The sequence below is a fragment of the Thermus sp. LT1-2-5 genome, from assembly GCF_040363165.1.
Classification (GTDB): domain Bacteria; phylum Deinococcota; class Deinococci; order Deinococcales; family Thermaceae; genus Thermus.
The window spans coordinates 20,462-40,541 of the sequence record NZ_BSRG01000006.1 but is presented as its reverse complement, the minus strand read 5'-3'; the positions used below and the strand labels follow the sequence as shown (position 1 = coordinate 40,541).

General features: G+C 67.1%; 18 protein-coding genes and 1 CRISPR repeat array. Of the genes, 6 read left to right on the top strand and 12 right to left on the bottom strand.

Features of this window, described 5'->3' with window-relative positions; genetic code table 11:
• Positions 1-5: 5 nt before the first annotated feature.
• Genes gatA through ABXG85_RS07295 form a run of 3 tightly spaced genes read left to right on the top strand, consistent with a single transcriptional unit; the run spans position 6 to position 3,238 of the window.
• A complete protein-coding gene (gene gatA, locus ABXG85_RS07305) occupies positions 6-1,421 on the top strand; it encodes an Asp-tRNA(Asn)/Glu-tRNA(Gln) amidotransferase subunit GatA (RefSeq protein ID WP_353513061.1) in 1,416 nt (471 codons plus the stop codon).
• A 4-nt stretch (positions 1,422-1,425) separates the two neighbouring features.
• Complete coding sequence (locus ABXG85_RS07300) at positions 1,426-2,172, top strand: 3'-5' exonuclease (protein WP_353513060.1); 747 nt, start codon at positions 1,426-1,428, stop codon at positions 2,170-2,172.
• A 1-nt stretch (position 2,173) separates the two neighbouring features.
• Positions 2,174-3,238 (top strand): hypothetical protein, encoded by a 1,065-nt coding sequence (locus ABXG85_RS07295; RefSeq protein WP_353513059.1) that lies wholly within the window; start codon positions 2,174-2,176, stop codon positions 3,236-3,238.
• On the opposite strand, the gene csaB is transcribed toward ABXG85_RS07295, so the two are convergent.
• From csaB to ABXG85_RS07275, 4 genes are read right to left on the bottom strand one after another with little or no spacing between them, the layout of a single operon-like run.
• Positions 3,213-4,205: a polysaccharide pyruvyl transferase CsaB gene (csaB, locus tag ABXG85_RS07290; protein ID WP_353513058.1), complete on the bottom strand. Its 993-nt coding sequence runs from the start codon at positions 4,203-4,205 to the stop codon at positions 3,213-3,215. The genes ABXG85_RS07295 and csaB overlap by 26 nt on opposite strands.
• On the bottom strand, positions 4,190-5,890 hold the full coding sequence (locus ABXG85_RS07285) for a DUF5693 family protein (protein ID WP_353513057.1): 1,701 nt from the start codon (positions 5,888-5,890) through the stop codon (positions 4,190-4,192). Before ABXG85_RS07285 ends, csaB begins: the two co-directional genes overlap by 16 nt.
• Positions 5,887-6,525 (bottom strand): uridine kinase, encoded by a 639-nt coding sequence (udk, locus tag ABXG85_RS07280; protein WP_353513056.1) that lies wholly within the window; start codon positions 6,523-6,525, stop codon positions 5,887-5,889. Before udk ends, ABXG85_RS07285 begins: the two co-directional genes overlap by 4 nt.
• A gap of 51 nt (positions 6,526-6,576) precedes the next feature.
• Complete coding sequence (locus tag ABXG85_RS07275; protein WP_353513055.1) at positions 6,577-7,707, bottom strand: ABC transporter ATP-binding protein; 1,131 nt, start codon at positions 7,705-7,707, stop codon at positions 6,577-6,579.
• A 135-nt stretch (positions 7,708-7,842) separates the two neighbouring features.
• On the opposite strand from ABXG85_RS07275, the gene mscL reads away from it, so the two are divergent.
• Positions 7,843-8,217 (top strand): large conductance mechanosensitive channel protein MscL, encoded by a 375-nt coding sequence (mscL, locus tag ABXG85_RS07270; RefSeq protein ID WP_353513054.1) that lies wholly within the window; start codon positions 7,843-7,845, stop codon positions 8,215-8,217.
• Here mscL and ABXG85_RS07265 read toward each other — a convergent pair.
• Complete coding sequence (locus tag ABXG85_RS07265; protein ID WP_353513187.1) at positions 8,171-9,022, bottom strand: hypothetical protein; 852 nt, start codon at positions 9,020-9,022, stop codon at positions 8,171-8,173. The genes mscL and ABXG85_RS07265 overlap by 47 nt on opposite strands.
• A gap of 22 nt (positions 9,023-9,044) precedes the next feature.
• On the opposite strand from ABXG85_RS07265, the gene ABXG85_RS07260 reads away from it, so the two are divergent.
• A complete protein-coding gene (locus tag ABXG85_RS07260; protein ID WP_353513053.1) occupies positions 9,045-10,103 on the top strand; it encodes a pyridoxal-phosphate-dependent aminotransferase family protein in 1,059 nt (352 codons plus the stop codon).
• Here the strand turns inward: ABXG85_RS07260 and ABXG85_RS07255 are convergent.
• From ABXG85_RS07255 to panD, 3 genes are read right to left on the bottom strand one after another with little or no spacing between them, the layout of a single operon-like run.
• Positions 10,078-10,656, bottom strand: coding sequence for a TIGR01440 family protein (locus ABXG85_RS07255; RefSeq protein ID WP_353513052.1), 579 nt, complete (start codon positions 10,654-10,656; stop codon positions 10,078-10,080). The genes ABXG85_RS07260 and ABXG85_RS07255 overlap by 26 nt on opposite strands.
• Positions 10,657-10,665: 9 nt before the next feature.
• Positions 10,666-11,520 (bottom strand): menaquinone biosynthesis prenyltransferase MqnP, encoded by an 855-nt coding sequence (gene mqnP, locus ABXG85_RS07250; RefSeq protein WP_353513051.1) that lies wholly within the window; start codon positions 11,518-11,520, stop codon positions 10,666-10,668.
• Positions 11,517-11,867 (bottom strand): aspartate 1-decarboxylase, encoded by a 351-nt coding sequence (panD, locus tag ABXG85_RS07245; RefSeq protein ID WP_353513186.1) that lies wholly within the window; start codon positions 11,865-11,867, stop codon positions 11,517-11,519. Before panD ends, mqnP begins: the two co-directional genes overlap by 4 nt.
• A gap of 133 nt (positions 11,868-12,000) precedes the next feature.
• Positions 12,001-12,347: a CRISPR direct-repeat array (repeat unit 32 nt; unit sequence CAATCCCCTGACGGGGAAGCATCTCGTGCAAC).
• Between the two features lie 233 nt (positions 12,348-12,580).
• Between panD and ABXG85_RS07240 the strand changes: the two genes are divergently transcribed.
• A complete protein-coding gene (locus ABXG85_RS07240; protein WP_353513050.1) occupies positions 12,581-13,531 on the top strand; it encodes an IS110 family RNA-guided transposase in 951 nt (316 codons plus the stop codon).
• Between the two features lie 577 nt (positions 13,532-14,108).
• On the opposite strand, the gene ABXG85_RS07235 is transcribed toward ABXG85_RS07240, so the two are convergent.
• The 4 genes from ABXG85_RS07235 to carB all read right to left on the bottom strand — a co-directional run bounded on the left by ABXG85_RS07235 (position 14,109) and on the right by carB (position 20,006).
• The gene (locus tag ABXG85_RS07235) at positions 14,109-15,671 is read right to left on the bottom strand and encodes an Rqc2 family fibronectin-binding protein (protein ID WP_353513049.1); all 1,563 of its coding nucleotides are present in this window, start codon (positions 15,669-15,671) and stop codon (positions 14,109-14,111) included.
• Positions 15,656-16,420, bottom strand: a complete 765-nt coding sequence (locus ABXG85_RS07230; protein WP_353513048.1) for a tRNA (adenine-N1)-methyltransferase — start codon at positions 16,418-16,420, stop codon at positions 15,656-15,658. The genes ABXG85_RS07235 and ABXG85_RS07230 overlap by 16 nt, the downstream gene beginning before the upstream one ends.
• 136 nt (positions 16,421-16,556) lie before the next feature.
• A complete protein-coding gene (locus ABXG85_RS07225; protein ID WP_353513047.1) occupies positions 16,557-16,886 on the bottom strand; it encodes a cyclic-di-AMP receptor in 330 nt (109 codons plus the stop codon).
• 6 nt (positions 16,887-16,892) lie between these two features.
• The gene (carB, locus tag ABXG85_RS07220) at positions 16,893-20,006 is read right to left on the bottom strand and encodes a carbamoyl-phosphate synthase large subunit (RefSeq protein WP_353513046.1); all 3,114 of its coding nucleotides are present in this window, start codon (positions 20,004-20,006) and stop codon (positions 16,893-16,895) included.
• Positions 20,007-20,080 lie beyond the last annotated feature (74 nt).

Below are 20,080 nucleotides of genomic sequence, written 5' to 3'. Positions count from 1 at the left end.
GGGGCATGTTGGCCTATGAGATCCGCGCCCGGGTGGCCCGAGGGGAGCTCACCCCGAAGGAGGTGGTCCAGGCGTACTGGGAACGGGTCCAGCGGCTTGACCCAGAACTCGGCGCTTTCCTGACCTTGAACGAGGCGCTCTGGCAGGAGGCGGAAAGGCTCGATCCCACGCTGCCCTTGGCGGGGGTCTTGGTGGCGGTGAAGGACAACATCGTCACTAAGGGGCTTCGCACCACGGCGGGAAGCCGCCTTTTGGAAAACTTCGTCCCTCCCTACGAGGCCACGGCGGTGGCCCGGCTGAAGGCCCTGGGGGCCTTGGTCCTGGGCAAGACCAACCTGGACGAGTTCGGCATGGGCTCCTCCACGGAGCACTCCGCCTTTTTCCCCACCAAAAACCCCTTCGACCCGGGAAGGGTCCCGGGGGGGTCCAGCGGGGGAAGCGCCGCTGCGGTGGCGGCGGACCTGGCCCCCGTGGCCCTGGGCTCGGACACGGGGGGAAGCGTGCGCCAGCCTGCGGCCTTTTGCGGCGTCTACGGCCTCAAGCCCACCTACGGCCGGGTGAGCCGCTACGGCCTCATCGCCTACGCCTCCAGCCTGGACGGGATCGGCCCCCTGGCCCGCTCCGTGCGGGACCTGGCCCTCCTCATGGACGCCATGGCGGGCCCCGATCCCTTGGACGCCACCAGCCTGGACCTCCCCCCTCGCTTCCAGGCGGCCCTGGAGGAACCCCTTCCCCCCTTGCGCCTGGGGGTGGTGCGGGAGGGTATGGCGGGCAACAGCCCCGGGGTGGAGCGGGCCTTGGCGGAGGCGGTGGAGGTGTTCCGCCGCCTGGGGTTTCGGGTGGCGGAGGTGTCCTGGCCCTCCTTGCCCCTGGCGCTAAACGCCTACTACATCCTGGCCCCGGCGGAGGCCAGCTCCAACCTGGCCCGCTACGACGGGACGCTTTACGGCCACCGGGCGAAAGGGGAGGAGCTTTGGCCCATGGTGGAGGCTACCCGGGCTAGGTTTGGCCTCGAGGTCAAGCGCCGCATTCTGGTGGGCACCTTCGTCCTTACTAGCGGCTACTACGAGGCCTACTACGGCCGGGCCCAGGCGTTCCGGCGCAGGCTTAAGGCGGAGGCCAGGGCCCTGTTCCAGGAGGTGGACCTCCTCCTCCTTCCCACGGCTCCCCATCCCGCCTTTCCCTTGGGGGGGCGGCCCGACCCCTTGGCCATGTACCGGGAGGACCTCTACACCGTGGGGGCGAGCCTGGCGGGCCTGCCTGCCCTTTCCTTCCCCGCAGGGTTTGAAGAGGGGCTTCCCTTGGGGCTTCAGCTCCTCGGCCCCTGGGGCCAGGATGAGGTTCTCCTACGGGCGGCGTTGGCCTTTGAGGAGGCCACGGATCGGGCTTTCCTAAAGACCCCCCTGGGCGAGGCCCTCTAGCCCTATGGAGGAGCCTTTCCTGCGCTACCGTTTGGCCACGCGGCTGGCCCGTACCCTGCGGGCGTGGGGCCAGCCCCTGCCCTTACCCCGCCTGGGAGAGACCTTGGGTCTTAGGGGGCCGGTGGAACGGGTGGTGCGCCCCCTTCTGGACGGGCGCTTCCTTGTGGGCGAGGAGGTGGGCTTGTGGGAGTGGCACTACCCCTTTCCCCACCCGGGGGAGGCGGTGGTGGTCCTGGACCTGGAGACCACGGGCTTAGCCCCCGGCGTGAACGAGATCATCGAGGTGGCCCTGGTGCGCCTGGAAGGGGAAAGGCGCATCCCCTTTCAAAGCTTGGTGCGGCCCACCCGCCCGCCAAGCCCGTTTATTGAGCGCCTTACGGGCATCCGGGGGGAGATGCTGGAGGACGCCCCTCCCCTGGAGGCGGTCTTGGAACGGGCCTATCCCCTCTTGTCTGGGGCCACCTTGGTCATCCAAAACGCCCCCTTCGACCTCTCCTTCCTGCGCCCGGCCCTGGAAGGCATGGGCTACCGCTTGGAAAACCCCGTGGTGGACTCCGTGCGCCTAGCCCGCAAGGCTTTCCGGGGGCTAAAGCGCTACGGCCTGGACGCCCTTTCGGAGGTGTTGGAGCTTCCCAGGCGGGAGGCGCACCGGGCCTTGGCCGACGTGGAACGCACCCTTGCCGTGGTCTACGAGGTGTATTATATGCTCACTTCAGGGAGCCCCCGCCCGCTTCAGGACCTTGGGAGGTGATATGACCGCACGGTATGTCCTTACCAGCACCTGTATTCAAACCGGGACCATGGCCCTCACCCTTTCCCTGCGCCAGCGGCTTCTGGGCCGGGAGCGGGTGCGCTTTGTAGACGAGGACGGGGAGGTCTACGAGGCGGAGGTGGATTGGAAGGCGGGGGTGGTGCGGGGGCTTGGCCCCTATTACGCCAAAAGGCGGCTGGCGGTGAACGAGGCCATCCTCCTCCACTTCCGGGGGGAGGAGGTGGAGCTGAAGGCGGCCCCGAGGAGCCACGGGCGCTCCCCTGTCCCCGAGCCCGCCCGCCCGGAGCGCCAGCCGGAGAAGGAAGAGGGCCGGCTGGAGAAGCGCCGGGTCCGCGTGACCCCCTACCCCAAGGAGGTGCTTTTTCCCCACGAGCCGAAGGCGCTAGAACCCCCGGGCGTCACCGAGGACCTGCGGCGGCTCGGCTTTGTCCTGGAGGGGGGGCTTCCTTGGGTCTACAAGGCGCCCTTGGGGCGGAGGCAGGTGGTGCTCGCCCTTCTGCGCCTGGGGGAAGGGGAGCCTGGCCTTCTCAAGCCCTACCGCCAGGAGGGGAGCTATGCTGTGTACCTGGCCCCCGAGTCCCAGAAGGAGGCGGTGCCCCCTGGCTTTGGCTACCTTTCCCCGGAAGCGGTAAGCCGCTTGGTGCGCCTGAAGGGCCGTTTCCCCCTTTCCGCCTTGGACTTGGAGGACCTCTTGAAGGCGGGCCAGGTGGACCTCGAGGCGGTGGAGGCCCTGGAGGACCGGCTGGTGGCGGAGCTGGCCGAGCGGGGGGCCTTTGCCGCCTTGCTCCTACTTCTCGCCAAGAAGCCCTTGGGGGAGGTGTTTTTGCTTTCCGAGTTGGAGGCGGAGGCCCTGGAGGAGGGGCTCATCCCCGAGGTGGTGCGCAAGGGGGTGGAGCTTCTGGCCCAACCCCCCTTCCTGGTGCTCAAGCGCCTTTCCCCGGGGGAGTTCCTCTTGCGGCAGGAGGTGGAGGAGGCCTTAAGCGACCTGCAAGCCTTCGCCCAGGGGCTCAAGGGGAGGCTTAGCCGCGTCCGTGAGGGCGCTTGACCAAGGGAGCTTCCCCCAGAGCCAGGTCAAAGCTCTGCCGGGCCCGCTCCTTCAGGGCCGCCACCTTCTCCCAGTCCGGGCCACGGCCGTAAAGGGCGGCCTTGGACAGGGTGGTGGGGTCCCCGGGGAGGTCTTGGTAGTAGGCCCCCATTTCCTTGGCGAAGGCGGCCACCTTGGGGTCGTAGGCTACCCCGGCGAAGGGGGTGCCTGCGGCCGCCGCCAGGATGAGGCCGTGTAGGCGCATGGAGATCACGTACCCCGCCTGGGCCGTCAGGTAGAGGAGGCGGCGGGGGTCTGCGGTCTTCTCGATGCGGTGCAGGTAGAAGACGCTGGCCACCTCGTCGTCGTAGCCGGGCTGGAGCAGGAGGACGATCACCTGCTTGCCCTCGTGCACCAGGTGGTTGGCGGTGATATAGAGGTTTTTCAAGGACTCGGGATCCACCCCGGCGCGGGGGATGACCAGGACCAAATCCTCCTCCCGCTTGACCGGGGGCGGGGTGAGGAGGAGGGCGGGGTCAGCCCCGAGAAGGGGGTCCAGGCCGAGGCGCTTGGCGTAGGCATAGGAGTCCTGGTCGCGGACGATGAGGGGCACGCCCCTCAGGGCCCGGCGCACCCGCTCTTCCCCCCAAGGGGAGAGGGGCCCCAGGGACTGGTTGAAGACCACTACCCTCTTGCGGAAGGCCCGGGCCAGGCGCAGCACGGAGAGGTAATAGAGGAGGCTTACGGCGCTGGTGGCGTCCTGTAAGAGCCCCCCGCCCCCGAGAAGCCAAAGGTCCGCCTTAAGGAGGGCCAGGGGGTTGAGGCGGTGGTAGGCGCGGATGCCGTGCTCCTCCCGGGTGCGCCTCGGGTCCCCGGAAAGGGCCACCACGGAATGCCCCCGGGCCTTGAGCTCCCGGACGATGGCCTCGAGGATGGCCTCATCCCCCGTGTTCCTAAAACCGTAGTAGCCCGCTACCCCAACCACCATGCCCTTAGCCTCCTTACCAGGATAACCCCAAGAAGCCCCAAGAAGAGCCCCAAGATGGCCCCGTTCACCACCCGGAAGAAGGAGATGGGAAGGGGGGTGTGGAAGTGGCTGAAGGTGTTGAGGATGGAAGCCACCCCCAAGGCGGCCAAAAAGAGAAGGCCGTTTTGCACCCAGCGGGGCCAAGGGAGGAAAAGGGCCAAGGGAAAGAGGGCGTGGCCGAAGACCTCCTTGAAGCGGGGCCGGACCATGACGTCTTGGAGGAGGCTACGGAGCTTTAGCTCCAGCTCCGGGACCAAGGGCGCCTCGTTCCCCCGGCGCAGGAGGGCAAGGGCGAGGAGCAAAAGGGCGAGCCCCGCCAAGGCCACCTCCCCTAGGCGCAAGGGGTGCTGGAAAAGCCGGGTGAGGGCTCGCTTGAAGTCCTTCTCCAGGAAGCTATAGGCCACCAGGAGGGGGGGCACGAGGAGGGTGAGGGAAACCCCCTTGAAGGGGGTAAGGCCCAGCACGGTGGCGGGGGTGGAGCCCAGGGCGGAGAGGAAGACCGCACCTGCCAGGGCATAACCCAGGGCCCGCAGCCACATCCAAAGCCCATTTCGCGGGCCCAAGAACCCCAGGACGGGGAACACCAAGGCGGCCAGGAGGGCCCCGGCCTGGCTTCCGGCGTAGCCCAAGGCCAAAAGAAGGAGGGCGAAGGCCACGAGGGGCCCGTACACGGGCAGGCCCAGGGCCAAAAGCCCAAGCCCCGCCAAGACCCCTACCCAGGCGGCATAGCGCAGGGGGCTTGGGGTGAAGTCCCGGGGGCGGGGCGTTCCCAAGGGGATGCCGCTGGCCTTCAGGCCCTCTTGGATGCGGTTCAAAAAGACCCGGGTGTCCTCGGGGTAAGGGTAGGGCCTCAGGTAAAGGAGCTGGTGCCCCCGTTCCCGGGCGGCCAGGACGTACTTGTCCGCCGCCTCCTGGGGGCTTAGGGTGAGCTGCCACTCGTAGCGGAGGCTAAAGAGCCTAAGGATCCCCTTTTCCCGGAAGGCCTGAAGGCCGGGCTGGGGCGTGCCCTCGATAAGGGCCACTGGGGCGTGCACCAAGGCCTTGGCCTCCTCCAGGCGGTACGGGTACCCCAGGGCCTCGAGGCCCGCGAAGACCACGGCCTCCGCCTCCTCGGGCACCACGGGCAGGGTGGGGTCAAGCCGGCGCAGGCGGTGGTTGATGGGCCGCGCCACCACGTAAAACCCCGCCTCCTTGGCCTCTCGCATCTCCTCTAGGGGATAGAAGGCGGGGAAGGCCTGCACGTCCAGGGGAAAGCCGAGCCAGTCCCCCAGACGGTGGGTGGGGAGGGCGTAGGCCTTTTCCAAGAGGGCCTGGAGCCAGGCCTCCCCCTTCACGTAGTACCACCCTTTTCGGGCGGGAAGCCCCTCCTCCAGGAGCTCGCTCCCAGAGCGGTAGCGCAAAACCCCCAGGTCCACCCATTCCTTGAGGAAGTGCTCGGGGAAGGCCACCCCCATAACCCCTTGGGCCCGGTAGTCTTGGAGAACTTCTAAAAGGCTTTTGCCCTGGGCCCGGGCCTCCTCCCGCACGGACTCGGCGTCCACCACCAAGACCACGGGCCCCGGCCGCTCCGCCCTTAGCCGGGGCGAGAGGGCGAGGAGGGAGGGGAAGAGGGCAAGGAGGAGGGCGAGGTTGAGAAAGGCCCTCATGCCGCCTCCATCTGCGCCAGGCGGCTAAGGGCCTTGGCCTTAAGCATCTCCAAGGCCACGGGGTTTTGTCCGCCCCCCGGCAGGATCACGTCCGCATGGCGCTTGCTGGGCTCCACGAAGGCCAGGTGCATGGGTTTCACCTTGGTGAGGTACTGGGTCACCACGCTTTCCAGGCTCCGCCCCCTTTCCCGCACGTCCCGCTCCAGGCGGCGGATAAAGCGCTCATCGGCGTCGGCGTCCACAAAGACCTTGAGGTCCATGAGGGCGCGGAGCTCGGGAAAGTGCAGGACCAGGATGCCCTCGAGGATCACCACCGGGGCGGGGGAAACCCACTCCGTCTTGGCCCCCCGGGTGTAGGCCTTGAAGTCGTAGGTGGGCATCTCCACCCCAGTTCCCGCCAGGAGGGCTTGGGCGTGGGCCAGGTAAAGGGGGAGGTCAAAGGCCTCGGGGTGGTCGTAGTTCAGCGCCAGGCGTTCGTTGAAGGAGAGGTGGGAGAGGTCCTTGTAGTAGTGGTCCAGGGGCAAGAGGGCCACCCGCTCCCCCAGCGCTTCCGCCAGGGCTCGGGCCAGGGTGGTCTTGCCGCTTGCGGTGCCTCCGGCGATCCCCAGGACAAAGGGCTTGGGCAAAGCTACCACCCCTCCATCATAAAGGCGGGGAGGCTTCCCTCCCCGCCCGAAGCGCTTTCCCTAGCGGGCCACCGCCGCCTTTTCCTGGGCGTGGCCGATGGTCTCGTCGGTGTCCACGTCGAAGGCGTGGAGGCGGGAGGTGTCCGCCAAAAGCTCCACCTTGTCCCCGGGCTTCACCGGGGCGTGGCCGTCCACCTTGGCCACCAGCACGGTGCCGTCCACGCTCACGTGGATCTCCGTTTCCGCCCCCAAGGGTTCGGCCACCTCCACCTCGCCCCGGATAACGTTCTCCTCCTCCGGGATGACCGTGTAGCCCTTAAGCCCCAGGTGCTCCGGCCTTATGCCCATCCACACCTCTTTCCCGGCGTAGGGCCTTAGGGCTTGGGCGAGGACCGGGTTCACCCGGATGCGGAAGCCCGGGGCGAAGAGGTAGACCTTGTCCCCTTGGGCTTCCACCCGGGCCCGGATGAAGTTCATGGAAGGGCTGCCGATGAAGCCAGCCACAAAGCGGTTGGCGGGGAAATCGTAGAGGTTCAGGGGGGTGTCCACCTGCTGGATCTCCCCGTCCTTCATCACCACGATGCGGTGGCCCAGGGTCATGGCCTCCACCTGGTCGTGGGTCACGTAGATGGTGGTGACCCCAAGCCGCCTTTGCAGCTTGGCGATCTCCGCCCGCATCTCCACCCTTAGCTTGGCGTCCAGGTTGGAGAGGGGCTCGTCCATGAGGAAGACCTTGGGCTCCCGCACGATGGCCCTGCCCATGGCTACCCGCTGGCGTTGCCCGCCGGAGAGCTCCCGGGGCTTGCGGTTGAGGAGGTGCTCGATCTTCAGGATGCGGGCCGCCTCCTTCACCCTCCGCTCAATCTCCTCCTTAGGGTAGCGGCGCAGGCGTAGCCCAAAGGCCATGTTCTCGTAGACGTTCATGTGGGGGTAGAGGGCGTAGTTCTGGAAGACCATGGCGATGTCCCGGTCCTTGGGGGGAACGTCGTTGACCAGGCGGTCGCCGATGTAGATCTTGCCCTCGGAAACCTCCTCCAGCCCGGCGATCATGCGCAGGGTGGTGGTCTTGCCGCAGCCCGAGGGCCCCACGAAGACCACGAACTCCCCGTCCTCGGTTTCCAAGTTGAAGTCCTTGACGGCCACCACCTTGCCGAAGCGCTTCCACACGTGCTCCAGCTTGACCTTAGCCATGCGAGCCTCCTTAAGCCCCACGCTTTGAGCCACGCTTGGGCTCATCGGGGGTCAGACCCATTGTACCAGGGCTTTCCTGGGTGCTTGTCGTAGTATGGGAGGACCAAGAACCGAGCCTGGGTTGAGGAGGGAGCTATGTTGCAGGGGTTCAAGAACTTTCTCATGCGGGGCAACGTGGTGGATTTGGCGGTGGCGGTGGTGATCGGCGGCGCCTTTGGCCAGGTGGTGAACTCCTTGGTGGCGGACGTCCTCACCCCCCTGATCGGCGCTCTGGGGGGCGCGCCCGACTTCTCTGCGGTAAAGCTTGGGCCCATCGCCTTGGGCAAGTTCCTCAACGCCGTCTTGAACTTCGTGGTGGTGGCGGCCGCCATTTACTTCCTGGTGGTGGTGCCCATGCAGGAGGTGCAGAAGCGCCTGAAGAAGGAGGAGGCCCAGGCGGCTCCCCCCGGGCCTCCGGAGGAGGTCAGGCTTCTTCGGGAGATTTTGGAAGAGCTGCGGAAGAAGGCCTAAGGCGGTTCCATAGGAAAAGGGCCAGGTAGGCCAGGCCAAGCCCGGGGACCGGGGTTAGGGTCACGGAGAGGGCGAAGGCGTGGAAGAGGAGGCTTTCCAGGGCGTGGCGGGGGCTATGCAGGAAGATGTCCTTTAGGGCTGGGCCCTGCCGCACGGCCAAAAGCCCTAGGTAGGGAAGGTAGGGCCAAGGCCCCGTGGCTAGGCCTAGGGCGGAAAGGCCCAAGGAGGCGAAGGCCAAAGCTCTGAGGGGCGGCAGCGGGTCGGGCCGCAGGGCCTGGAGCTCTTGCCAAAGGAGGGCTTCCTCCCCGGGCCAAGGGGCTTTGAGGAGAAGGAGGCGCCGCCCCTCGTGCCCGCCCAGGTAAACCCTGGGCTCGGGGGCCACCCCTAGGGGAAGGAGGTGGGCGGGGTTTTCCTGGAGGGCGTGGAAGAGGTGGGGGTCTAGGGGAAGGCCGTCCACCAGAAACCAGGTGTGGGGCCTTCCCGAGAGCAGGAAGCCCAAGGCCCTTTCCACCTTGTGCCCGCGGTGGGCCAGGATCCCGGGCCAGGCCTCCGGGGGCTCCTTCAGGAGGGCCTTTGCCCAAGGGGGGGTTTCCCGAAGGGGGTGGGGCCTGAGGCGGAAGCGGAGCGCTACCGTTTCCCCCTCCTCGAGGGCAAAACGGGCCAGGAGGTTGCCCCGGGCCTCGTACACCTCCAGGGGCTTATGGGACAGGAAAAGGTCCTCCACCGCCTGGCCGGGGAGGTTTTGGGGTAGGGGCAGGAGGTGTTCCCCCGGGGTGGGGGCGCGGAAGCGGAGGGCCAGGTCCACGGGTCTACGATACACTTTTCCCATGGAGTGGCTCCTGACCCCTGGTCCCGTGCGGCTTCACCCCAAGGCCCTGGAAGCCCTCTCCCGTCCCCAGCTCCACCACCGCACCGAGCCCGCCCGGGCCCTCTTCCTAAGGGCGCGCGCCCTGTTGCAACGGGCCTTCGGCACGGAAGGGGAGGTCCTCCTCCTCACGGGAAGCGGCACCCTGGCCATGGAGGCCCTGGTGCAGAACCTCTTCGCCCCGGGGGAGCGGGTTTTGGTCCCCGTCTACGGCAAGTTCTCCGAGCGCTTTTACGAGGTCGCCCAGGCGGCGGGGCTCAGGGCCGAGCGCCTGGACCTTCCCTATGGGCGCGTGCCCCGGCCCGAGGACGTGGCGAGGAAGGGCTTTGCTGGCCTCCTCCTCGTCCACTCGGAAACCTCCACCGGAGCCTTGGTGGACCTGCCCGCCCTGGCCCGGGCCTTCAGGGAGGAAAACCCCGAGGGCCTGGTGGGGGCGGACATGGTGACGAGCCTTTTGGTGCGGGAGGTGGCCCTGGAGGCCTACGGGGTGGACGCCGCCGCCTCGGGAAGCCAGAAGGGGCTCATGTGCCCCCCAGGCCTGGGTTTCGTGGCCCTTGCCCCAAGGGCCCTGGAGCGCCTGAAGCCTCGGGGCTACTACCTGGACCTGGCGCGGGAGCTCAAGGCGCAAAGGGAGGGGGAGAGCGCCTGGACCCCGGCCATCAACCTGGTGGGGGCGGTGGAAGCGGTGTTGGAGGCGGTGATGCCCCAGCTCGAGGCGCACCTGGCCCTAAAGGCCTGGCAGAACCAGCTCCTTTACCAGGTGGGGGAGGAGCTTGGCCTCAAGGCGGTCCCTGAGGTGCGAAGCCCCGCCGTGGCCGCCTTCTACCTGCCCGAGGGGGTGCCCTACGGGGCGGTGAAGGAGGCCTTCGCCCGGCGGGGAGCGGTCATCGCCGGGGGGCAAGGGCCCTTGAAGGGCAAGATTTTCCGCCTTTCCCTCATGGGCGCCTACGACCGCTACGAGGCTTTGGGGGTGGCGGCGCTTTTCAGGGAGGCGCTTAGCGATATTCTTCCAGCTTCCTGAGCATCTCCTCCCGGGTGTAGACCGCCCGGGCCCCCCCGACGAGCTTGGGCCGGGTTTTGGCAGCCAGGAGAACCGCCTCCCCCAGCTTGCGCACGGAAAGGCGCAGGGGCACGGCCACGGGCCTTAGGTGCATCCCGATGAGTACCCCGCCGATGTCCATCCCCCCGTGGGCCTGGGCCTTAAGGGATTCCACCATGATGGGTTCCCGGAACCGGAGGAAGGCCGCCGTGGCCAAGGCCCCGCCCGCCTTGGGGTGGGGGAAGACCGTGACCTCCTCGAGGCCATAGGCCCGGGCCGCCTCTCGCTCCACCACCAGGGCCCGGTTCAGGTGCTCGCACCCCTGGACCGCCACGTACACCCCCCGCTCCAGGAGGGGGGGTAGAAGCCCTTCCAGGATGGCCTCGGCCACCTCCAGGCTCGGCCTTGTGCCCACCCTTTCCCCCAAGACCTCGCTGGTGGAGCCCCCCAGGACAAAGAGGCCTCCCTGGGGCAGGGGGAAAAGCTCCAAAAACTCCCGGATGGCTGCCTCCGCCTGCCGCTTTAGGCCTTCCATGCCCTAAGGCTACCCCATGAGGAGAAGGTCCAGGAGGATGAAGAGGAACATTCCCAGGCTCACCCCCACGTTGGCCTGGAAGAAGGCCACCTCCACCTTGGAAAGGTCCTCGGGGGATACCAGGCGGTGCTCCCAAAGGAGGAGCCCCCCCACCAGGAAAAGCCCAAGAAAGTAAAGGGGCCCCGCCCCGTAGCTCAGGCCGGCCAGGAGGAAGGCGAGCCAGGCCAGGAGGTGGGTGAGGCGGGCCAGGATGAGGGCCTTGGGGATGCCAAAGCGGGCCGGGATACTTTTCACCCCAAAGGCCCGGTCAAAGGCGTAGTCCTGGGTGGCGTAGAGGATGTCGAAGCCGGCAATCCAAAGCCCCACCCCAGCCCAAAGCCAGTAGGCGGTGGGGGCGAAGCTTCCCGTAACAGCGATCCACCCCCCAGCGGCGGCCGCCCCAATGGTGAGGCCCAGGACGTAGTGGCAGAGCCAGGTGAAGCGCTTGGTGTAGCTGTAAACGGTGAGGAAAAAGACCGCCACCGGGAGTAGCCTGGCGGTGAGGGGGTTTAGGGAGAGGCCTGCGTAGACCAAGAGCAAAAGGCCCACAAGGGCCAAAAACAGGGTTTCCCAAGGCTTCACCAGGCCCTTGGGCAGGTGGCGGTTTTGCGTGCGAGGGTTCAGGGCGTCTATCCGCCAGTCGATGAGCCGATTTAGGGCCATGGCCATGGTCCTTGCCCCCACCATGGCCAGGGTGACCAGGAGGAAGGTGGGCCAGCCCGGCCAGCCCCCCGCCGCCAGGAGCATCCCGCCGTAGGCAAAGGGGAGGGCGAAAAGGGTGTGCTCGAAGCGCACCAGTTCCAGGTAGAGCCTGAGGCGGTTCACCCTTTTCTTACCTCTACGATGCGGTTTTGCTCGTCTACCAGGACCACGGTGGGCTTGAGCTCCCTGGCCTCCTCCTCGTCAAAGACGCCGTAGGCCACCAGGATCACCAGGTCCCCCGGCTTCACCAGGTGGGCCGCCGCCCCGTTGATCTGCACCACCCCCGAGCCCCGGGGGCCGGGGAGGGCGTAGGTGGTGAGGCGGGCCCCGTTGGTGATGTCGTAGATGTCCACCTGCTCGTAGGGCAAGATGCCGGCGGCGTCCAGGAGGTCTTGGTCCACGGTCACCGAGCCCACGTAGTGGAGGTCGGCCTGGGTCACGGTGGCCCGGTGGATTTTGGCGTGGAACATCACCCTCTTCACGGGGTCTAAGTTTAGGGGAGAACCGGACACCGGGCAATCTCCTGGGACAGGCCTGCCCGGCCCACCCAAGGGTGCGGGGGCCTTTTCCCCACGCCCACCGCCTAACAAGGGGAAACAGCATCAATCCCCTGACGGGGAAGCATCTCGTGCAACCAACAAGCGGGGCGGCAATGTAAAGCTTTGTCCTAATTGTCGTAGTCGCAATCCCCTGACGGGGAAGCATCTCGTGCAACTGGCCTTTTGGCGGTCGTGGCTGTGGTCGTTTCTACGTGGTGTCGCAATCCCCTGACGGGGAAGCATCTCGTGCAACCTGGGGACCCATGACAAGGCGGTCCTCAGGGCTGCCAGGCGCTACGTCGCAATCCCCTGACGGGGAAGCATCTCGTGCAACCTCGAAGCCGTCCTCCATGACGGTGTAGGCCACTACGCCTAGTCGCAATCCCCTGACGGGGAAGCATCTCGTGCAACTGGAGGTCCTGAGCCCCCACAAGGCGGCGGACTTCAGGGGTCGCATGTATCTTCCCCCATGAGGGAGGCTCTACCGCTCAGGTTGCCGGGCCACCACGCCCGCGGGATTGATGGGTAGCCACCCGCCCCGGCCTCCCTGCCGCACCGTATCCCGGTCTTCCACGACCGCATCCACATGGACGGCACACGGGGTCGGGTGGCCACCTCCCTCAGTCTAGCAAAGGAGGTAAAGCATGCTCTTCGCAGGCATTGACGTCAGCAAACCCCACCTGGACCTGGCCTTGGTCTCCCCCTCTGCCAAACCCACCCGTCTCCGCTTCCCCAACACCGAGGAAGGCCGCCAAGCCCTCCTCTCCGCCCTGGCCCACCACCGCCCCACCTGGGTGGCCCTGGAACCCAGCAGCGTCTACCACCTCCCCCTCCTCAACCTCCTGGTGGCCAGGGGCTTCCACGTAGCCCTGGTCAACCCCTACCACCTGGCCGCCTTCCGCAAGGCCATGGCGGAGCGGAACAAGACCGACCGCCAAGACGCCTTCCTCCTCGCCCGCTACGCCCAGGTTTACCGGGAGGAACTCCGGGCCTACACCCCTCCCCCCCAGGCCCTCCAAGAGCTCAAGGCCCTGGTGGGGTACCAGGAAGACCTGGCCCGGCGGGAAAGGGCCATCCTGAACCAACGGGAGGCCGCCACGTGGGCGGGAAGCCAGGGGGTCATGGCCCTCCTCCAGAGGGAGCTGGCCTTGGTACGGGAGCTCCTAGAGGAGGTGGAGGAAAGAATCCGGGCCCTTCTGGAGACCTTCCCCGAGTCCGGGGTTCTCCTGGCGCTCCCGGGAGTAGGTCCCCAGGTGGCGGCGGCGGTGCTGGCCCTGGTGCCGCCCCACCTTTGGGGCCGGGCCAAGGAGGCGGCCTCCTACGCCGGGCTCATCCCGGAGCGGGAGGCGTCGGGGAAGACGGTGGAGCGGAGCCGGCTTTCCAAGAAGGGGCCTAGCCTCTTGCGGAAGCGGCTTTACATGGGGGCTTTGGTGGCGGTGCGGCATGACCCAAAGATGCGGGCCTTCTACCACCGGTTGCTTTCCCGGGGCAAGCGGAAGAAGCAAGCCCTTTTGGCGGTGGCCCACAAGCTTTTGCGCCGGATGATGGGGCGGCTCAGGGCCTACTACGCCGGTCGGCTGGAACCGGTGGCTTGACAAAGAAGACCGTATCAATCCCCTGACGGGGAAGCATCTCGTGCAACTGAGGGCCTGGCGGGGGGAGGCCCCCTACCCCACGGGGGTCGCAATCCCCTGACGGGGAAGCATCTCGTGCAACGGCACCCCCTTTTCTGCTACGTCCTGGACGGCACTCCTGGAGGGGGTTTGTGAGAAAGATGAAGCTTGGAATATGCACACGCCGTATAAGGGCGGTTTTTGGGGGTTTAGCGCGTTCGCAAGCCACTTGCGGAAGGGTCGATGAGAAGGGAAAAGCGCATATTCGCCTTCCTCAAGGGGAAAACTGGCTTTCAAGAACCCCGTCGGCCAGGGCCGACACCCCAAGTATAGCACAAGACCGAAAACGTTGACCAAGTCCAAACACAGGGCAAGAAGGAGCCTGGCATCAACCCTTCGCTTTAGTGAAGTGTCAAACGTGCCTGTTCGGTCGTATTTAGGCAGATTAGGGAAGTAGCTATCTCACCTGCAAGCGAAGGGGGTCAAGATTCCCTTGGCCTGGGCCGCATTGGGCGCAGCGGAGGGTGGGGAAGGGCTCGCTCCTTCCCGTAGGGTCAGGTTATTCAGCGCCCTCCTCCCCCTGGGCGCCGGCCGGGAGGGTACCTTCCACGAACAGGGTCTTGGCCTGGGTATAGAGCACCTGGCCGGGGGCCGCCTTCCGGGGCCGCCACACGTGCTTCTTGCGGGTGTAGTCCACGGGCACCTGCCGCTCGCCCCGGGCCTTGGAGTGGTAGGCGGCGAGCTGGGCGGCGAAGAGGAGGTCCTCTAGGGGGGGGTTCTTGCCCTCGGCCTTCAGGATCACGTGGCTTCCCGGCACCCCCTGGGCGTGGAACCAGAGGTCCTCCGAGTGGGCGAGGCGGGTGAGGAGGTCGTTTTCCTTGGCGTTCCGCCCCACGAGGACGGGGAAGCCCGAGGGGGAGGTGTAGCGGAGGCCAAGCCGGGGCCCTTTGCCCTCCTTGGGCCTTTGGGAGAGGGCGAGGAGGGTTTGGAGGTCCGCCTCCTTCACCCGGGCCATTTCCGCCTCGAGGGCCTTTAGCCTGGCCTCCGTCTTGGGGATGAGGTCCAGGGCCCGCTCCGCCAGCTCCTCAAGCCGCCGGGCCCGCTCGTAGAGCTTCTTGGCGTTTTCCTGGGGCGAGAGGGCGGGGTCTAGGGGGATTGCCACGGGCTCGCCGTCAAAGCCCTCCAGCACCACCTGGCTCGCCCCCTTGGGCACCTCCTTGAGCCGGGCCAGGAGGAGGTCGCCTTTTTGGCGCAGGGCCTCCGCCTCCTCCAGGCGCTCTAAGGCCTTGTGGTAGTCGGCGAGCCGGGCCCGAAGCGTTCTGGCCTCCCGGGCCAGGGCCTCGAGGAGGGGCTTCCTCAGGGCCTCCTTCTCCTCCTCCTGCCACTTTAGGCGGAGCTCCTCAGAAAGCTCGGTGCGCAGGGAAGGGTCTTGCACCAGGCTCGTCAGGGCCCGGTGGAGGGCCTTGAGCTCCTCCTCCCCCAAGGGGCTTTCCGGCGTGAGCCCGGCCCGGCGGGCGAGCTCCCGCATGAGCTCGAGCCCCACCCCGTCCACGTGCCGCACCACCTCCTTGAGGGGCTTACCCAAGAGCACCCGGAGGTCTTCCGCCGTTAGCGTCCTCGGGTCCAGCTTGGCGTAGGGGGGAGGGGGGGTGTAGGGGAGGCCGGGCTTTAGCTCCCGGTAGCGGTTCACCTCCTTGGTGATGACCCGGTCCACCCCCAGGATGGTGCCCTTCTCGTCCAGGAGGAGGAGGTTGGCGTTCCGCCCCGTGGCCTCGAAGACCAAAACCGAGGGCGCCATGTCCACGAAGCCCTTCTCCCCGGCGAAGTGGAGGTAGACCACCCGGTCTAGCTTGAGCTGCTCCGCCTTGACCAAAGGCCCCTTGACCCGGGCGGCGAGTTGCCGTTGGAAGGGGGTTTTGGGCTCCCCCAGGATCGTGCCCTCCTCCAGGACCAGGCTGGGGTTGGGGGGGCGGTAGTGGAGGATCAGGTTGAAGATCCGCCCCCCTTTCCCCTTGAGGAGGACGGCCAAGGTACCCTCCTCGGGAAAGGCCAGGCCGAGGTTTAGCGCGGGAAGCTCCCCTTGGAGCTCCCGCAGCAGGGCGTGGATCAGGAGGCCTTCCATTTGCGAAAAACCACCAGGAACGCCGTGTGCCCCACCTGCTGGAAGCGGGGATGGGCCACGGGGAGCCGCACCTCCCACTCCCGCCAGCCCACCTCCAGGACCCTTTCCAGGCGGAGGGGTAGCCCCTCCGCCGCCCGTACGGTTTCCAACACCTGGGTGATGTTGGGGAGGTAGGCCACCAGGAAGCGGTCCGGCATCAGGGCCTCCGCCGCCTTGCCCAGCACCTTCCAGGGCTCCATGAGGTCTAAGGCCACCCCGTGGAAGCCCTCCTGGGGGAGTTCCGCCTCCTCCAGGCCCAGGGGGTGGAAGCGCACGTTTTCCACCTGCCAGAAGGCCCTCACGTTGTCCTCCGCCTGCTTCAGGTGGTGGGGCCGCTTCTCGTAGCTTTCCACCAGGCCCTCCTTCCCCACCGCCCGGGCCAGGAAGAGGGTGAGCCCCCCCGAGCCCGTGCCCGCCTCGAGGACCCGCATCCCCGGGGAAAGGTCCAAAAGGGTCACCATGGCGCTAGCGTCCTTGGGGTAGGTGGGGGTGGCGCTTCGTCGCATGTGCAGGACGTACTCTTCCAGGGTGGGGCGGTGGACGGAAAGGGGCTCCCCCAGGTGGGTCCGCACCACCCCCCCGGGCCCCGCCTGGAGGATGGCCTCGTGGGGGACGCTTCCCCTGTGGTGGTGGAAGACCCCCCCGGGCTTCAGGCGCACCAGGAAGGCGCGGCCTTTTGCGTCTTTAAGCAGGAACAGCTCGCCTTCCACCCCGCCCACTTTAGCGGGCGGGTTCCAGGGAGTCCAGTACCCGGGGTAGGTCAAGGGTTAGGGGGCCCGTAGGGGCCGGCGAAGGCGGTGGGGGTGCCGCAAAGGCCTAGGCGCCAGCCCCAAGGCAGGAGCCCCCTCACACCTTGAAGAAGCCTTCCACCGGCAGGACGAAGACCACGGCGCCCCCCACCTGCACCTCCACGGGCTGGGCCAGGAAGGGGTCGGGGGCCTCGGAAAGGGGGAGGCCCCGGGTTACCAGGCGGGTGCGGGTGCGGCACTTCTCCCGTACCAGTTCCAGAACCTCCGCCACCCGCTCGTCCTCTACCCCGATGAGAAGCGTGGTGTTTCCTTCCCGCAAGAAGCCCCCCGTGGAGGCCAGCTTGGTGGACTGGAGGCCCCGCTCCAAAAGGGCCTTGGTGAGGCCGGGGGCGTCCGTGTCCTGCACGATGGCGATGATGAGCTTCATTGCCGCCTATTGTACACCCGCCTGCAGCCGGGTGTGCCACTCCTGGAGGCTCTCCACCCCCAGGGCCTTTTCCCGCGCCTTTAGGATGGCCTTTAGGCTCCACCAGGCCCCTTCCAGGGTGGTGATGAAGGGAAGCCCCTTCTCCACTGCCCGCCGGAGCTCGGGGTGGGGAACGGGGCTGATGAGGAGGTCGTAGCCCTCCTGGCTCAGGCTAAACCCCGCCTCCTGGTAGGCCCGCTTCAGCGCCTCCAGGCGGTCCCGTTCCTCAGGGCGAAGCCCTTCCCCAATGAAGCGCACCCGGCCCTCCAGGGGAAGCGTTTGCCCAGCCCCGAGCTCCGCCTTGTAGTAGGCCAGGTAGGGGTCTTCGTCTAGGCCCATGCTTTCCCCCGTGGAGCGCATCTCCGGGCCCAGGACCGGGATGACCCCGGGGAACTTGAGCCAGGGGATCACCACCTCCTTCACGGCGTAGTAGGGGGGCACGGGCTCCAGGTCCTTCACCCCGAGCTCCTTCAGGGTCTTCCCCACGGCGATGAGGGCGGCCAGCTTGGCCAGGGGCACGCCGATGGCCTTGGACACGAAAGGTACGGTGCGGCTCGCCCGGGGGTTGGCCTCGAGGATATACACCTCCTCCCCCACCACGGCGTACTGCACGTTCAAAAGCCCCTTCACCCCTAAGGCCAGGGCCAGGCGGCGGGTGTAGTCCTTCACCTTGGCCAAGGCCTCGGGGGAGAGGTGCACGGGGGGCAGGACCGTGGCCGAGTCCCCCGAGTGGACCCCGGCCCGCTCCACGTGCTCCATCACCCCGGCGATCATCACCGCTTCCCCATCGGAAAGGGCGTCCACGTCCAGCTCCAAGGCCCCTTCCAGGTAGCGGTCTAGAAGGATGGAGGGCTTTTCCTCCAAGGGCGCATAGACTTCCTCCAGGTAGCGCAGAAGCTCCCCCTCGTCCCTGAGGACCCGCATGGCCCGCCCCCCCAGGACGTAGCTGGGCCGGGCGAGGAGGGGAAAGCCCAACTCCCGGGCAAGCCGCAAGGCCTCCTCCGGGCTCCCCGCCACCCGGCCCTCGGGCTGGGGGATGCCCAGGGCTTGGCAGAGCTCGTGGAAGGCGTGGCGGTCTTCCGCCTTATGGATGGCGGCGTACGGGGTGCCGAGAAGCCTCACCCCGGCCTCCTCCAACCCCTTGGCCAGCTTCAAGGGCGTCTGCCCTCCCAAGGTGGCGATCACCCCCAGGGGCTTTTCGTGCTCCACCAGGTTGAGGACATCCTCGAGGGTCAGGGGCTCAAAGTAGAGGCGGTCGGCGGTGTCGTAATCCGTGGATACCGTCTCCGGGTTGGAGTTCACCATGATGGTCTCGTACCCCGCCTCCTTGAGGGCCCAGACGGCGTGCACCGTGGCGTAGTCGAACTCCACCCCTTGCCCGATGCGGATGGGCCCCGAGCCCAGGATCACCACCTTGGGTTTCTCCGAGGGCCAGACCTCGTCCTCCTCCTCGTAGGTGGAGTAGTGGTAGGGGGTGTAGGCCTCAAACTCGGCGGCGCAGGTGTCCACCGTCTTGTAGACGGGGGCCACCCCCAGGGCCTTGCGCTCGGCCCGCACCTCCTTCTCCCCCCGGCGCAAAAGCTCCCCCAGGCGCCGGTCGGGGAGGCCCAAGGCCTTGTAAAAGCGCCAGTCCTCCCGGTCCTTGGGGGGGTGGTCCTGGAGCCAGGCTTCCGCCTCGGCGATCTCCTTCATCTGGTGGAGGAACCAAGGGTCTATGCGGGTGGCCTGGTGGAGCTCCTCTATGGGCATGCCCCGCCTGAGGAGTTCCAGCACGGCGTAGATGCGGTCAGGGTTGGGGTAGAGCTTTTTCTCCAGGTCCTCCGTGCGCACCCCCGCCAAGGCCCTCACGTCCCGCTCCAGCCCCCGGAGGGCTTTTTGAAGCGCCTCCTTGAAGGTGCGGCCAATGGCCATCACCTCCCCCACGGACTTCATCTGGGTGCCAAGCTCGTCCTTGAGCTCCCCTAAGGTGTTGGGAAGGTCCTTGAACTTCTCGAAGGCGAAGCGGGGGATCTTCACCACCACGTAGTCGATGGTGGGCTCAAAGGAGGCGGGGGTCTTGCGGGTGATGTCGTTGGGAAGCTCGTCCAGGCGGTAGCCCACCGCCAACAAGGCGGCGATTTTGGCGATGGGGAAGCCCGTGGCCTTGGAGGCAAGGGCGCTGGAGCGGGAAACCCGGGGGTTCATCTCGATCACCACCTGGCGGCCCGTCCTGGGGTCCACGGCGAACTGGATGTTGGACCCCCCCGTGTCCACCCCGATTTCCCGGATCACCGCCTTGGCGGCGTCCCGCATCCTCTGGTACTCGGCGTCGGAGAGGGTCTGGGCCGGGGCCACGGTGATGGAGTCCCCGGTGTGGACCCCCATGGGGTCCACGTTTTCGATGCTGGTGATGATGACCACGGTGTCGGCGTGGTCCCGCATCACCTCCAGCTCGAACTCCTTCCAGCCCAAGACCGATTCCTCCACCAAGGCGGTGTGCACCGGGGAGAGGGTGAGGCCCCGGCCCAGGACCTCCACCAGCTCCTCTTCGCTTCGGGCGATGCCGCCCCCCGTGCCCCCCAGGGTGAAGGAGGGGCGCACCACCACGGGGTAGCCCACCTCCCGGGCGAAGTGGAGCCCTTCCTCCACGCTTCCCACCATGAGGCCCCGGGGCACCTCGAGACCGATCTTCCGCATGGCCTTTTGGAACTCCTCCCGGTCTTCCCCCTTCTTGATGGCCTCCGCCTTGGCCCCAATGAGCTCTACCCCGTAGCGCTCCAGGACGCCTTCCTCGTAAAGGGCCATGGAGAGGTTGAGGGCGGTCTGGCCCCCCAGGGTGGGCAGGAGGGCGTCGGGACGCTCCTTGGCCAGGATGCGCTCCAAGGACTCCAGGGTTAGGGGCTCGATGTAGGTGCGCTCGGCCAGCTCGGGGTCGGTCATGATGGTGGCGGGATTGGAGTTCACCAAAATGGCCTCGTATCCCGCTCCCCGAAGCGCCTTCACCGCTTGGGTGCCGGAGTAGTCAAACTCGGCGGCTTGCCCGATGGTGATGGGTCCCGAACCGATGATGAGGATTTTCTTGAGGTCTCTTCTCGGCGGCATCGCGTACCCGGTGGAAGAGCTTACCACACACCCGGGGCAAATCCAAGGGCTACTTGCGGAGATTATGCACAATA